Source organism: uncultured Algibacter sp., from assembly GCF_947490405.1.
Taxonomy (GTDB): Bacteria; Bacteroidota; Bacteroidia; order Flavobacteriales; family Flavobacteriaceae; genus Algibacter_B.
Genome location: NZ_CANLGU010000002.1, coordinates 619,836 through 635,666, shown reverse-complemented (window position 1 = coordinate 635,666; position 15,831 = coordinate 619,836). Strand labels below are relative to the sequence as shown.

The 15,831-nt window shown below is 33.2% G+C and carries 11 protein-coding genes; 7 read left to right on the top strand and 4 right to left on the bottom strand.

Annotated elements, in window-relative coordinates; all coding sequences use genetic code 11:
- Positions 1-11: 11 nt before the first annotated feature.
- Together ilvB and ilvD are read right to left on the bottom strand one after the other, a co-directional pair.
- Positions 12-1,745 carry a biosynthetic-type acetolactate synthase large subunit gene (ilvB, locus tag Q0772_RS06680; RefSeq protein WP_298341833.1) on the bottom strand — a complete coding sequence of 578 codons (1,734 nt, stop codon included), beginning with the start codon at positions 1,743-1,745 and terminating at the stop codon, positions 12-14.
- A gap of 52 nt (positions 1,746-1,797) precedes the next feature.
- Positions 1,798-3,477 (bottom strand): dihydroxy-acid dehydratase, encoded by a 1,680-nt coding sequence (ilvD, locus tag Q0772_RS06675; RefSeq protein WP_298341830.1) that lies wholly within the window; start codon positions 3,475-3,477, stop codon positions 1,798-1,800.
- 606 nt (positions 3,478-4,083) lie between these two features.
- Here ilvD and metK point away from each other — a divergent pair.
- Both metK and Q0772_RS06665 read left to right on the top strand, forming a co-directional pair.
- Positions 4,084-5,337, top strand: coding sequence for a methionine adenosyltransferase (metK, locus tag Q0772_RS06670; protein ID WP_298341825.1), 1,254 nt, complete (start codon positions 4,084-4,086; stop codon positions 5,335-5,337).
- A 168-nt stretch (positions 5,338-5,505) separates the two neighbouring features.
- Positions 5,506-6,528 carry a hypothetical protein gene (locus Q0772_RS06665; RefSeq protein ID WP_298341822.1) on the top strand — a complete coding sequence of 341 codons (1,023 nt, stop codon included), beginning with the start codon at positions 5,506-5,508 and terminating at the stop codon, positions 6,526-6,528.
- Between the two features lie 340 nt (positions 6,529-6,868).
- On the opposite strand, the gene Q0772_RS06660 is transcribed toward Q0772_RS06665, so the two are convergent.
- Entirely contained in the window at positions 6,869-9,376 is a 2,508-nt protein-coding gene (locus tag Q0772_RS06660) for a DUF5686 and carboxypeptidase-like regulatory domain-containing protein (RefSeq protein ID WP_298341819.1), read from the bottom strand.
- A gap of 63 nt (positions 9,377-9,439) precedes the next feature.
- Entirely contained in the window at positions 9,440-10,417 is a 978-nt protein-coding gene (locus tag Q0772_RS06655; RefSeq protein ID WP_298341816.1) for a pyruvate dehydrogenase complex E1 component subunit beta, read from the bottom strand.
- A 327-nt stretch (positions 10,418-10,744) separates the two neighbouring features.
- Here Q0772_RS06655 and Q0772_RS06650 point away from each other — a divergent pair, with 327 nt between their 5' ends.
- The 5 genes from Q0772_RS06650 to Q0772_RS06630 all read left to right on the top strand — a co-directional run bounded on the left by Q0772_RS06650 (position 10,745) and on the right by Q0772_RS06630 (position 15,746).
- Positions 10,745-11,491 carry an electron transfer flavoprotein subunit beta/FixA family protein gene (locus Q0772_RS06650; RefSeq protein ID WP_298341813.1) on the top strand — a complete coding sequence of 249 codons (747 nt, stop codon included), beginning with the start codon at positions 10,745-10,747 and terminating at the stop codon, positions 11,489-11,491.
- Between the two features lie 11 nt (positions 11,492-11,502).
- Positions 11,503-12,462 carry an electron transfer flavoprotein subunit alpha/FixB family protein gene (locus Q0772_RS06645; protein WP_298341811.1) on the top strand — a complete coding sequence of 320 codons (960 nt, stop codon included), beginning with the start codon at positions 11,503-11,505 and terminating at the stop codon, positions 12,460-12,462.
- A 117-nt stretch (positions 12,463-12,579) separates the two neighbouring features.
- Positions 12,580-13,203 (top strand): bifunctional nuclease family protein, encoded by a 624-nt coding sequence (locus tag Q0772_RS06640; RefSeq protein WP_298341809.1) that lies wholly within the window; start codon positions 12,580-12,582, stop codon positions 13,201-13,203.
- Between the two features lie 14 nt (positions 13,204-13,217).
- Positions 13,218-14,747: a nucleoside transporter C-terminal domain-containing protein gene (locus Q0772_RS06635; protein WP_298341806.1), complete on the top strand. Its 1,530-nt coding sequence runs from the start codon at positions 13,218-13,220 to the stop codon at positions 14,745-14,747.
- 174 nt (positions 14,748-14,921) lie between these two features.
- Positions 14,922-15,746 (top strand): thymidylate synthase, encoded by an 825-nt coding sequence (locus Q0772_RS06630; protein ID WP_298341803.1) that lies wholly within the window; start codon positions 14,922-14,924, stop codon positions 15,744-15,746.
- Positions 15,747-15,831 lie beyond the last annotated feature (85 nt).

The following is a 15,831-nucleotide window of genomic DNA, read 5'->3' as shown; positions in this document are numbered from 1 at the left end:
CTTTTTTCAATTTAGCTTAAACGGATATCTGAAACCGATGCTCCTGAAGGAATCATTGGAAATACATTATCTTCTTTTTCCACACAAACTTCTAGGAAATATGATTCTTTTGAAGCCATCATTTCTTTTACGGCATCTTCCAATTCATCACGCTTAGTTACTTTTCGCGCTTTAATGTAATACCCCTCAGCAATAGCTACAAAGTTTGGGTTTGTCATTTCTGTAGACGCATAACGTTTATCAAAAAACAACTGTTGCCATTGACGTACCATACCTAAAAACTCATTGTTTAGCACTACAATTTTTACTGCTGCTTTTTGCTGAAAAATGGTTCCTAATTCTTGAATATTCATTTGATATCCACCATCTCCAATAATAGCAACAACTTCGCGTTCTGGCGCAGCCATTTTCGCTCCAATGGCTGCAGGAAGTGCAAATCCCATAGTACCTAAACCTCCTGAAGTAATATTACTTTTTGTAACATTAAAATCAGCGTATCTGCAAGCTATCATTTGATGTTGACCAACATCTGAAACAATGGCAGCGTTACCTTTACTTTCTATATTTATTTGTTTTAAAACCTCACCCATTGTCAATCCTTCTTTCGTTGGATTAATATCGTCATTAATTACTTTTTCAAATTCTATATCATATAAATCTTTAAATTCTTGCAACCAAGATTCGTGAGTATTTTCATTTAATGCATCAAAAAGCATTGCTAAACTCTCTTTTGAATTACCAAGAACAGCAACATCCGTTTTAACATTTTTATCAATTTCAGCTGGATCTATATCAAAATGAATAATTTTAGCTTGTTTAGCATAAGTATCTAAGCTACCCGTTACGCGATCATCAAAACGCATTCCAATAGCAATTAAAACATCACACTCGTTGGTTAATTTGTTAGGCGCATAATTACCATGCATCCCTACCATACCAACGTTTAATGGATGTGAGGTTGGTAAAGCAGACGCTCCTAAAATAGTCCAAGCAGCAGGAGTTCCAGATTTTTCAATTACCGCTTTAAGTTCCTCTTCAGCTTGACCTAAAATTACTCCTTGCCCCCAAACAATCAATGGTTTTTTTGCATTGTTAATTAATTCTGCTGCTGCATCAACTGACTTTTGATTTGTTTTAGGTATGGGATAATAACTCCTTACTCCTTTACATTTTTCGTATTTAAAATCTAATTCAGAAACTTGAGCATCTTTAGTTATATCTACTAATACTGGTCCTGGTCTTCCACTTTTAGCAATATAAAATGCTTTAGCAATAGCTTGTGGTATATCTTCAGCTTTGGTAACCTGACAATTCCATTTTGTTACTGGTGTTGAAATACCAACAATATCTGTTTCTTGGAACGCATCACTCCCTAATAAATGAGAAAACACTTGCCCTGTAATGCATACTAAGGGTGTAGAATCAATTTGAGCATCTGCAATTCCAGTAATTAAATTGGTTGCACCTGGGCCTGAAGTAGCCATAGCAACACCTACTTTACCAGAGATTCTTGCATATCCTTGAGCAGCATGTGCTGCACCTTGTTCATGACGCGTTAAAACATGATGAATTTGGTCTTGAAATTTATATAATTCATCATAAACTGGCATAATAGCACCTCCTGGATACCCGTAAAGAATATCAACACCTTCAGCTATCAAACTCTTTACAATAGCTTCACTACCTGTTATACGTTCCGTTTTATTTGCCACGTCTTGTTTATTATTAATTGTTTGTGTTTTCATATCCTCAATGTTTTGAGATTTCCGCATTTGCAGAAATGAAAATTTTTATGTCTTATGCGTCAGTCACACAGCCTTTTGAAGCCGATGCTACCGATTTTGCATACTTATACAATATTCCTTTTTTATGTTTTAAGTCTGGTTGAACCCATTGCGCTTTTCTTTCCGCTAATTCTTCATCAGAAAGCAACACGTTAATAGAATTATCTTCTGCGCTTATTCTAATTTTATCTCCTGTTTTCACCAAACCAATAGCTCCACCATTTTGTGCTTCTGGTGTAATGTGTCCTACAACAAAACCATGTGTCCCGCCTGAGAATCTACCATCAGTAATCAACGCTACAGATTTCCCTAAACCTGCTCCCATAATTAGAGATGTTGGCTTTAACATTTCTGGCATCCCTGGTCCTCCTCTAGGACCTACATAACGAATGACGACGACATCTCCTTTTTCTACTTCTCCGTTAGAAATTCCTGTATTTGCAGCTTGTTCTCCATCATAAACCACAGCTTTACCTTCAAAAAGCAAACCTTCGTTTCCTGAAATTTTGGCTACAGCTCCTTCTTCAGCAAGGTTTCCGTATAGAATCTGTAAGTTTCCTGATTTCTTTAATGCGTTTTCTTTTTGATAAACAATATCTTGCTCTTCAAACTCAATAGCTTCGACATCAGCTAAATTTTCTGCTAATGTTTTGCCTGTAACCGTCATACAGTCGCCATGTAAATAACCGTTTTCTAGTAAATACTTCATGATTGCAGGAATACCTCCAATACTATGAACATCTTCCATTAGATATTTACCACTAGGTTTTAAATCACCAATTAAAGGTGTTCTATCGCTTACTCTTTGAAAATCTTCTAAAGTAAACTCAATATCAGCTGCATGTGCAATTGCTAAAAAGTGCAGTACTGCATTTGTAGAACCTCCTAAAGCATTTACTAGTGTAATAGCATTTTCGATAGATTTTTTTTCAATGATATCTAGAGGTTTTAAATCTAATTCTAAAAGGTTTTTAATAGCCCTAGCTGTTCTTTCACTTTCTGATAATTTATTAGGGTTTGTAGCAGGAATTGATGAATTATAAGGCAATGCAAAACCCATACATTCTATTGCAGAAGCCATTGTGTTTGCGGTGTACATCCCACCACAAGCTCCTGCTCCAGGAATAGATCGTTTTATAATTTCTTTATATTCGGCTTCATCAATCTCACCAGCTACTTTTTGCCCTAAAGCTTCAAATGCCGAAACAATATTTAGTTTTTTTCCTTTATAAGACCCTGATGCAGTAGACCCACCATACATCATTATTGATGGTCTATTTAAACGCAACATAGCCATAATAGATCCTGGCATATTTTTATCACAACCAACAATAGCAACTAATGCATCATAACTTTGCGCATTCATAACGGTTTCTATAGAATCAGCTATAATATCTCTAGAAGCTAAAGAGTAATTCATACCAGATGTACCCATAGAAATACCATCACTAACACCAATAGTATTGAAACCTAAACCAACTAACCCAGCAATATTACATTCAATTTTAACCTCATCTTTCAACCCATTTAAATGCATATTACATGGATTACCATCGTAACCCGTACTAGCAATACCCACTTGTGCTTTATTCATGTCTTCATCCGTTAAACCTGCTGCATAAAGCATGGCCTGTGAAGCTGGCTGAGATTCATCTTGCGTTAGCCTTTTACTATGTTTATTAATTTCTTTCATTTTTATTGTAGATAACTTTGTGCTTTTCCCTTTTTGATTTGTGATTCTAAATAATTTAAGGTTTTTAACAAAAATTCCTCATTTTACTTCAAACAAGTCATCGAAATTAATTTATTAGCTTCTTATACGAATAAATGTTTCTTTTTTTTGGTTAAATTCATAGCTATAAATATCAATATAAACAACTTATTTTCAAGTATTTAGATTCGTTTTTTTATGATGTTCAAAAATGAAAAAATAGTCCATAAAAAAACCTTCCGTTTTAAGGAAGGCTTTAAAAATCTATATTAGTTTAAATACACCTACCCTTTTCCTTGTGAAATAATCACACTGACAATGACAGAGATACTATTTAAAAATTGTTTTTTCATTTACTCAACAAATATTCTAAATTAAAACTAATTAACCAACTTAATATTGAAAAAAAGAAAAATCCATGTACATATTCTTTTATTTTTTTACTTTTGCCAAATCAAATAATAAGAGGAAAGATTTGACTGATTGCAACCTCTTTATACATAACAAAAAAGTATAAAATAAAAATGCTAAAGGCAGTGAAAACTCCTTCGACGTTACTGTCAAATCTTGCCCCGAAAAATAAAAAAAATGGCTTATTTATTTACTTCAGAAAGTGTTTCTGAAGGACACCCGGACAAAGTTGCTGATCAGATTAGTGATGCTTTAATTGATAATTTTTTGGCTTTTGATGTAGATTCTAAAGTAGCTTGTGAAACTTTAGTAACCACCGGACAGGTTGTTCTTGCTGGCGAGGTAAAATCCAAAACATATTTAGATGTCCAAAAAATAGCGCGAGACACTATCAACAAAATAGGGTATACTAAAGGCGAATATATGTTTGATGGTAATTCTTGTGGTGTGCTTTCTGCAATACATGAGCAGTCCGAAGAAATTAATCAAGGGGTTGATAGAGGTAGTAAAGAAGAGCAAGGTGCAGGAGACCAAGGCATGATGTTTGGTTACGCCACAAATGAAACTGAAAATTTTATGCCTTTAGCCTTAGATTTATCGCATAGAATTTTAATAGAACTTGCTGAATTACGACGAGAAAATAAAGATATTCCTTACTTAAGACCAGATTCTAAAAGTCAAGTTACTATAGAGTACAGCGATGATAATGTTCCGCAACGTATTGATGCCATTGTGGTTTCTACACAACACGATGATTTTGCTGATGATGATACTATGCTTGCAAAAATCAGAAAAGATATTGTTGAGATTTTAATTCCTAGAGTTATAACTAAGCTTCCTGAATCAGCTCAAAAATTATTTAATAACGATATTACATATCACATTAATCCAACTGGGAAATTTGTAATTGGAGGCCCTCATGGAGATACTGGATTAACAGGACGAAAAATAATTGTAGATACCTATGGCGGTAAAGGCGCGCATGGTGGTGGTGCTTTTTCTGGAAAAGACCCAAGTAAAGTAGACAGAAGTGCTGCTTATGCTACAAGACATATTGCTAAAAATTTAGTAGCTGCTGGTGTTGCTGATGAAATTTTAGTACAAGTGAGTTATGCTATTGGTGTAGTTGAACCCATGGGGATTTTTGTTGACACTTACGGCACATGTGCTTTTAACATGACCGATGGTGAAATTGCCGAAAAAGTATCTGAAATTTTTGATATGCGCCCATTTGCTATTGAAGAACGTTTAAAATTACGTTCGCCAATGTATAGCGAAACGGCTGCTTATGGCCATATGGGACGAAAAAACGAAACAGTAACTAAAACTTTTTCTCAACCTAATGGAGATAGTAAAACATTAGATGTAGAGCTATTTACATGGGAAAAATTAGACTATGTTGATAAAGTTAAAACAGCTTTTGAATTGTAAAATTTAAAACCTAGCCACATAAAAAAAAAGACCGCTTTTACGAGTGGTCTTTTTTATTATCAAAACTTGACTTTGTAAAAATTTTCAGCTAACTTCGTTTAACATCGGATATTTCCCTTTAGGAACTCAACTATAATGATTTCATAAAACAATTAAAAAATAAATCAAATGAAAATCTTAAAACCTCTACTTTGCATCCTGTGTTTGACGCTTAGTTTTCAACATACCATTTCTGCTCAAAAAAGTAAGACCAAGACAGTGATAGTAAAATATGTCATGCCACCATCAGAACCACTTCCTAAGGATCTAACTAAGTATTTTATAAAATTTAGCTGCAAACCTAGCTTTTTTAAGAAAGAAGCTGAGTTATTGCACCCTAAAGAATCTCTAACGATAAGGGGTTTAACAAGAGTAAATACTGAAAAAGAAGCAGATATTCTTATTTCTATGGCATTAAACTCTTTAACTGATAAAATAGAGTTTGTTTCACAAAAATCTAAATTAAAAAGGAAAGATGGGACTGAATACGATACTACGCTTTATTACGCAGATAAAACGTACATTTTGAATTCTACTACTTATGTTAAAGACCTTAGAAATAATAAAATTTTATTTTCAGAGGAAAACCATGAAAAAAAAGAATTTTTATCTACACAAGGATATGAATCCAAACAAGAAGTTCTTGCTGTTTTAGCAACCAAGGATAAGACTGGGCTAGAAATGTATAAGCGAGCCTTTGGTTTGCGAATAAATACTTTGAATAAGAGTTTTAAAAGTAAATTTGCGTTTCAAAAATTCACAAAGAAATTACCTATTGAAATAGGTAAAGGAAAAAAGTATGACTATTCCAATTTAGAAAAAACTTTTGAACGTTTTAAAGATGTAACTTCAAAAAAAGAATTCATAACTGATGATAATGGTAAACAAGTTCTTAATGATTGTATAAAAACTTGGTTAAAAGTGACCGAAGAATATAACGATAAATCCAAAAAGGCAAAGATTAATATAAAGAATGTAGGCGGTATTTATATGAACATTATTTATGCTTATTTTATGCTAAAGGACTGGGATAATGTCTATAAGTATTGTGAAAAAGCAATAATATTTAAAGATAATGAGAAAAAAGCATCCACCTTTAATCAATTCATAAAGTTATTACACAATAGGTATAAAACAAACAATCTACAGTGATATTTTAGTATTATGAAATTTCTAAAGTTCAACGAACCAAAACACATATTTATAGAAGCAGTTACAGTTCTTGAACTGAAATTTTATTTCAAAAACAGATTTAAATGGCTGGAGCGGTGTTAATCATAGGATAATGTAAACAAAATTTACTTATCATGAATATTTCAAAAATGAGTGCAACTTAACAAAAATTAACTTAGAGAAATATCGAACAAATGGAAAGTAAAAAAGCATTATAACAAAGATGTATAAAAAAAATACTAGAAGTAAGTCAATATTTGGAAAATTAGTCACTTAAACACGCAACTAAACTCATACACAAAAACGTTTAACGAACTCCCTAAAAATAAAACCCAAAACTCCCCGTAACACCAAACTTTCTAGCATCAGGGTACGCCTCCCGATCTTTATAATTTCCCCTAAAATTAAAATCAATTCTGAACACTTTAAAGATATTACCAATACCTAAACTATACTCATAATAAGGCTCTTGAGAAGGCGCCACTAATTGAAGGTTATTTGGGTTACTCGGAACATTGTTTAAGGCTACATTTTCAGCTGAAATATCAGCTATAACACCACGTACACTTACAATTTCACGAAGATTAAACTTCCGTAAAAATGGAATTCTAGAAAATAAACGTCCGTTAAAATTATGCTCAAAATGAAATGATGCATACGTATCAGACACAAACTCATAAAAATCGAGTTGAGAAAAAGTATTATAAATAGAAAAGTAGGTTTGATTTCCTGGGATAACACTTAATAAACCTAGAGGTACTTCTCCAAAAGTTTTACCAGCTTCAAATGTAGTAAACAAACGTCCAAAAGCACCAATTTGCCATGGTTGCGTGTAAGAAAGCTGAACCTTTGTATAGTCAAAATCGCTATTAAAAATAGTTTTATCGCCTCGAGTTACTTGAGCAAATATACGAGCAAAATCATCATTAGCTATTTTTCGTTCTACACCAAAACCTGTCATTTTTCTTCCTGGGAAATAGGACGCAGATAAACTAGTCTCAAACTGCTTAATTTCTGATGCAATTCCTGTTGGCGTGTTATAATCCAAACTAAAAGTTGGTGATGCAGATTCTAAAGTTCTATAGTTTCCTCCTAACCTAAAAATTACATTGCGCCAAGGCTCTGCTTCAATGGATAAACTCGTTAAATTTATATTGGTTAATTTATCATTAGCACCAGTACCAACAACCGCTGAAGACGCTAAGCTTCTACCTAAAACATCTGTACTTGTTGTTAAACTTGCACCTATTTGCTCTACATCACGCCTATTACCTCCAGAAATAATTAATCGACTCTTTTTATCTAGGAGCCACTTTCCAGAAATACCGTATTTAAATTTATCGTCTTTAAATCCGTAAGCTAAAAAACCTTCTAAACGCCACAAGTCATTTCTACCAAAATAGGTTCGTCCACCAGTACGCAAACGCAAACCTTCAACCTCATTAAATCCAAAGGTTGAAAAAATGGGGCCATAATCTAACGGTAACGAATTAAATTCAATATAACCCGAAGCCAAAATACTTCCTAGGTTATATAAACGCTTAAACTTTTTTACGGTTTTAAGAGTATCTAACATTTTATAGACACCTTGTTCGTCTTTATTTAATTGCTCTAAACGATTGTTAGCCCAAAATTCATCGTCTCTATCGTAAACATCTTTATCGTAATTATAGACTTCTGTTTCGTAAAACTTCTCATCCTTCTTTACATTAAATTTATAATTATTATATAACGTGGTGCGTTTTCCATAAACACCTCGCGACTTTTCTTTTTTATTAAATGCAAAGTCTGATAACATATAATCTCTAGTTACCAAAAACAGTGAGTCATTCAACACTTCAAACTCCTGCTCGATATAAATTTCTTTTACCCAATTTATATTGGCGCTTTTTGAAGCTTGAAGATTAATTTCCTTAATTGCATAAGTGGTATCTGCTACCCAAAAGTCGCCTTTAAAAGTCAATTCATTTTTACGCCTTGGATAGTAAATAATATTATAACACCACTTATTATCAACAAAAGCACTATCTGACAACACATAATTGTAAGTGCTAATTCCTGTTTTAGATAATGGACTAACAAAGCTCTTATCGAAAAACTTCATGTAGTTATCATATACACTAAAGTCTGAATATAAATCGTCAACAAAGTCAATAATCACTTGATTATCGCTAAAGCCTGAATTTTTATTTCCTAATAATTCCTCTTTCTTTTTATTGATAACATTATTACCATAAACCTTAGAAACTGCTTCGTTAATAAAAATTGGCAAGTACGTTTTTCCGGTAACATTGGAAGTATCCACTTCTTCAAAAACAAACTCCATACCTTTAAATAGTTTACTTTTTATCAAAGCACTATCAATGGTATTTAAATCAAACTCAACTTTTTCATATTTATCATATTCATATTGATTGAATTGTTTTAAACCATTACTACGTTTGTTTGCCCAAATTTTTCGAAGTAAATCTATGGCAGGATTATTCTTTTTTGGCTGTTTTCCAGAAACTACTAACACAGCATCTAACTGCGCAGCTTCTTCTTTGAGTATAAATTTTAAATTGTAGTTAACTTTCTTGTCTAATGGAATAACTAAAGTTTCATAACCAATAAAAGATACGGTAATACTACTCCAAGTTTCATCTGATTCTAAATAAAACTTTCCGTTTTCATTAGTAATAGTACCTTCTGTAGAGCCTTGAAAAATTACATTTGCAAAAGGCACAGGTTCATTAAGCTCATCAAACACAAAGCCACTTACTTTGGTTTGGGCAAATGCGGAACAAATTCCGAGAAAAAAAAGGGTAACTATTAATCTTATATTCATAATAAAAAAAAACTTCATCAACAACTATGCTAATGAAGCTTCTATAACGTAAAAAAATACGATTTATTTATACATCACTTTTTTAACTGCTTTGATCACATCTTCATAATCAGGTAACCATTCTTTCAATAAAACAGGAGAATATGGAGCTGGAGTATCAGCAGTATTAATTTTTACAACTGGAGCATCTAAATAATCAAAAGCCTCAGATTGTACTAGGTAAGTAATCTCAGTAGCAACATTCCCAAAAGGCCATGCTTCTTCTAAAACTACTAATCTATTTGTTTTTTTAACAGACTCAAGAATGGCTTTTCTATCCATTGGACGAACCGTACGTAAATCTATAATTTCACAAGAAATACCTTCTTTCTCTAATTCATCAGCAGCTTTGTAAGCTTCTTTTATAATTTTACCAAAAGATACAATTGTTACATCAGTTCCTTCACGTTTAATATCAGCAACGCCTATCGGTAAAACATACTCCCCTTCAGGAACCTCACCTTTATCTCCATACATTTGCTCACTTTCCATAAAAATAACTGGATCATCATCACGAATTGCAGCTTTCAATAATCCTTTAGCGTCATAAGGGTTTGATGGCACAACAACTTTTAATCCGGGTGTATTAGCAAACCAATTCTCAAATGCCTGCGAGTGAGTTGCTCCTAATTGACCAGCAGAAGCTGTAGGACCACGAAAAACAATCGGACATTTAAACTGCCCTCCAGACATTTGTCTGATTTTTGCAGCATTATTTATAATTTGATCAATCCCAACTAAAGAGAAATTAAAAGTCATGTATTCTACAATTGGTCTGTTTCCCGTCATCGTAGAACCAATAGCTATACCTGCAAAACCAAGTTCAGCAATTGGTGTATCAATAACACGTTTTTCACCAAATTCATCTAACATGCCTTTGGATGCTTTGTATGCACCATTATATTCAGCTACTTCTTCCCCCATTAAGTAAACGCTTTCGTCTCTGCGCATTTCCTCGCTCATTGCTTCGCAAATAGCTTCTCTAAATTGAATTGTCTTCATTAAAATTTATTTTAAATCGAGTTGCAAAAATAGGAATATTTCACAACACTTTTGATAAAAAGTTATTTCTAATCATGTAAAAATTACACTAATCTTTTAACGATTTTTAAATAAATTCATAAATGCACAGATAAACATTCATAATTCTTACCATTCACAAAACGATTTAAAATTGAGAAAACACTTTTAAACCCAACCCTTAATCAGCGATAAAAGCAATAAAATTAAAGAATTTTTTAAATTTACTATGCATGCATAGTAAATATTCAGAATAAAATATTTAACTTCGTAAATTCAAAAAATAAGACATTTTAATACATAAAAATTATGAAAATATTAGTGTGTATAAGTCACGTACCAGACACCACTTCAAAAATTAATTTTAGTGATAATAACACTAAATTTGATACCAATGGTGTTCAATTTGTTATTAATCCAAATGATGAATTTGGTTTAACCCGTGCTATGTGGTTTAAAGAAAAGCAAGGTGCTCAAGTTACTGTAGTAAATGTTGGTGGCTCAGAAACAGAACCTACTTTACGCAAGGCTTTGGCAATTGGTGCAGATGAAGCCATTAGAATAAACACGCCTGCTACTGATGGATTTTCAGTAGCTAAACAATTAGCGAACGTTGTTAACAATGGTGGTTACGATTTGGTAATTGCTGGTAGAGAATCTATAGACTATAATGGTGGCATGGTACCAGGCATGGTAGCTGGTTTAATTGATGCTAATTTTGTAAATAATTGTATTGAACTTGAGGTTGATGGTACATCTGCAAAAGCTACCAGAGAAATTGATGGTGGTAAAGAAACTGTTGAAACATCGCTTCCGTTAGTTATTGGTGGACAAAAAGGCTTAGTTGAAGAGAGCGATTTACGTATTCCAAATATGAGAGGGATTATGATGGCACGTAAAAAACCATTAAATGTTGTTGATCCTGTTGATGTTAGTGCCGAAACAACTTCGGTTTCATTTGAAAAACCAACGCCTAAAGGAGCAGTTACATTAGTTTCTGCAGATAATATAGATGAATTAGTAAGCTTGCTTCATAATGAAGCCAAGGTGATTTAAAATAGATACATATGTCAGTTTTAGTATATACAGAATCAGAACAAGGTGCTTTTAAAAAAGCAGCTTTTGAAGTAGCTTCTTACGCCAAAGCAGTTGCTAATCAATTAGGAACAACAGTTATAGCAGTTGCTATTAATGCAAATGATGTTTCTGCATTAGGAAATTATGGAGTAGATAAAGTTTTAACTATTTCAAATTCTCAATTAGATAGTTTTAATGCAAATGCATTCGCATCTGTTATTAAACAAGCAGCAGAGAATGAAAGCGCACAGGTTGTTGTAGTAAGTTCTACAGCAGACAGTAAGTATCTAGCTCCTTTATTGGCAGTTGGATTAAATGCTGGTTATGCTTCAAATGTTGTTGAGGCGCCATTAAACACGAGCCCTTTTACAGTAAAACGTACTGCTTTTACAAATAAAGCTTTTGAAACTACTCAAATTAATACCGATGTAAAAATTGTTGGTGTCTCTAACAATGCGTTTGGTTTGGTTGAACAAAATGGTAGCGCTTCTGCGGAAGACTTCTCTCCTTCAATTCCAGAGTTAGGTGTTACTGTTGAATCTGTTGATAAAGCAACCGATAAAGTTACTATTGCTGATGCTGAAATTGTAGTTTCTGCTGGTCGTGGATTAAAAGGACCTGAAAACTGGGGAATGATTGAAGAACTTGCTGATGTTTTAGGTGCTGCTACCGCGTGTTCAAAACCTGTTTCTGACTTAGGTTGGAGACCACATGGAGAACACGTTGGACAAACAGGAAAACCTGTAGCCGCAAACTTATATATAGCCATCGGGATTTCTGGTGCTATTCAGCATTTAGCTGGAATTAATGCTTCAAAAGTAAAAGTTGTAATAAATACAGACCCTGAAGCACCTTTCTTTAAGGCTGCCGACTATGGTGTTGTTGGCGATGCATTTCAAGTAGTTCCAGAACTTATCGAAAAATTAAAAGCATTTAAAGCACAACAATAATTTATATTTATAAATTGTTTAGTACTACAGAACTGCTTAAATTAGCATTTTGACTTAAATATGCCTTGTGCAGTTGGTAAAGTTCTAATTTAAGCAGTTCTTTGCGTTTTTTAAATTATGAGTTTAGTAAGATTAAATATAAAAGGCATTTCTTATAGCCAAACACAGAATGGCGCTTATGCCTTAATTTTAAATGAAGTTGATGGAGATCGAAAACTCCCAATAGTTATTGGTGCTTTTGAAGCCCAATCTATTGCTATTGCTTTAGAAAAAGAAATTAGCCCTCCAAGACCATTAACTCACGATTTATTCAAAAACTTTGCAGACCGATTTGATATTGTAGTTAAACAAGTAATCATTCATAAACTTGTTGATGGCGTTTTTTATTCTAGTTTAATTTGCGAACGCGATAAAATTGAAGAAATTATTGATGCACGAACAAGTGATGCTATTGCTTTAGCGCTACGTTTTCAAGCGCCAATATTTACTTATAAAAACATTCTTGATAAAGCAGGTATTTATTTAAAAGTAAATCCAAAAAAGGAAGATGAAGACGATGAAACTCAAGATAGTATTTTAATGGACGAATTGGTTGCCAATGAATTAGAACCCACTGAAACTCGTGAAAATTTCAAAGGTAAAACTTTAGAAGAGCTCCAAACATTACTTGAAGAAGCCGTTACTAACGAAGATTATGAAAAAGCAGCTCATATCCGTGATGAAATCTCAAAACGAGAATAACCATATTTAAGATTATGAAAAAGCTGTTTTTGCTCATTCTTGCCATCTTCTTATGTTTTTCTCCAACCATTACAGCGCAAGATTTAGACAAAACAGACCCGTCTGAAGTCGTTGAGCTTGTTTCACAAACAGAAACTATTTTAATCGATTCAACTCAAATAAATTTCTCGGATACTGAAATAAAAAATACCTCCTCAACTTCTACTTCAGAAAAAACAAAAAACACTATTATTCCAAGTCAAGGTTTTTCTATTAAAAGTCTATGGCGAGGTGCTTTAGGCATGGTTTCATTAATCTTTATTGCCTTTGTTTTTAGTAGTAACAGAAAAGCCATAGATTGGAAAATTGTTGGTATTGGATTAGCTTTTCAACTTTTAATAGCCATAGGTGTTTTAAAAGTTGAGTTTATAAAAACTATTTTTGAATTTATTGGCAGTTTATTTGTAAGTGTTTTAGATTTCACAAGAGCTGGAAGCAAATTTTTGTTTGAAGGTTTAGTTGTAGACATGGACACTTTTGGATTTATTTTCGCTTTTCAAGTATTACCTACTATTATATTCTTTTCTGCTTTAACCTCAGTCCTTTTTTATTTAGGAATTATTCAAAAAGTAGTAAAAGCAATGGCATGGTTACTTTCTAAGGCTTTAAAAATTTCTGGTGCTGAAAGTTTAAGCGTTGCAGGAAATATATTTTTAGGACAAACGGAAGCCCCCCTTTTAATTAAGGCTTATTTAGAAAAAATGAATAAATCTGAGATGCTATTGGTCATGATTGGCGGTATGGCAACCGTTGCTGGCGCTGTATTAGCAGCTTACATTGGGTTTCTTGGAGGTGATGACCCAACGCTACGATTATTTTATGCAAAGCATTTATTAGCTGCATCAGTAATGGCTGCACCTGGTGCCATTGTAATTTCTAAAATATTATACCCACAAACAGAAAATGTTAATACAGATGTTTCTGTATCACAAGAAAAAATAGGTTCAAATTTCTTAGATGCTATAGCAAACGGTACTACTGAAGGCTTAAAACTTGCCGTAAATGTTGGAGCGATGCTTTTAGTATTTGTAGCTTTTATTGCCATGTTTAATGGTATTTTAGGTTGGGTTGGCGACATAACTTCGTTAAATGGATGGATCGCATCTAACACAACTTACGAAAGTTTATCTCTAGAACTTATACTAGGATATATTTTTGCTCCACTCATGTGGCTTATTGGTGTAGCTTCAGAGGATATGGCTTTAATGGGGCAGCTGCTTGGAATAAAATTAGCCGCAAGCGAATTTATAGGTTATATCCAACTTAGAGATTTAAAAGATGTTTCAAGCGCGATTCACCTTAGCTACGAAAAGTCTATAATTATGGCCACCTATATGCTCTGTGGTTTTGCGAATTTTGCTTCCATTGGCATCCAAATAGGCGGTATTGGTTCTCTAGCACCAGGGCAACGAAAAACACTTTCTAAGTTTGGAATGAAAGCACTTATTGGTGGCACAATTGCATCTTTAATTTCGGCTAATATAGCTGGAATGATTATTGGGTAAAAACAAATTAGTAAAGATTAGTTGTTTAATCACAAAACAGAAAATTTCGTTAATAACTTTCTTATAATATATTGATAGGTAAAGTTTTTCATTTCGACCTATTTTTTATTTTTACGTTGCTTTTAAAAATCCAAGTTTAATTAAAAAAAGATCCCCATTTTCATGGGGAATGTTATGAAACAATATCACGACCTAGTAAAACATGTTTTAGAAAACGGAAATGAAAAAGGAGACCGAACTGGTACTGGAACTAAAAGTGTTTTTGGTTACCAAATGCGTTTCGATTTAAGTGAAGGTTTTCCTATGGTAACTACCAAAAAGCTTCATTTAAAATCTATTATATATGAATTACTTTGGTTTTTAAAAGGCGATACAAACACTAAATATCTTACAGAAAATGGTGTGCGTATTTGGAATGAATGGGCAGATGAAAATGGCGATTTAGGTCCTGTCTACGGGCATCAATGGCGCAACTGGAATAATGACGAAATTGACCAAATAAAAGAAGTTATTCACGCACTAAAAAACAACCCTAATAGTAGGAGAATGTTAGTATCTGCTTGGAATCCTTCGGTGTTACCAGACACTTCTAAAAGTTTTAGTGAAAACGTAGCAAATGGTAAGGCAGCTCTACCACCTTGTCATGCATTTTTTCAATTTTATGTAGCCAATGGTAAATTATCTTGCCAACTCTATCAAAGAAGTGCAGATATTTTTTTAGGCGTTCCTTTTAATATCGCATCCTATGCCTTATTTACCATGATGATGGCGCAAGTATGTGGTTATGAAGCTGGAGAATTCATCCATACTTTTGGTGATGCACACATCTACAGCAACCACTATGAGCAATTAGAATTACAACTTTCAAGAGATATTCGTCCGTTACCAAAAATGATTCTAAACCCAGAAATTAAAGATATTTTTGATTTCGGTTTTGAAGACTTTACGTTGGTAGATTATAATCCGCATCCACATATTAAAGGAGTTGTGGCTATTTAGGGTTTCACAATAATCAAGTGTTTTTAAAATTGACTTTGTAAAAAAATCTCAGCTAACTTCATTTAACAATCGATAAGTTAAATTG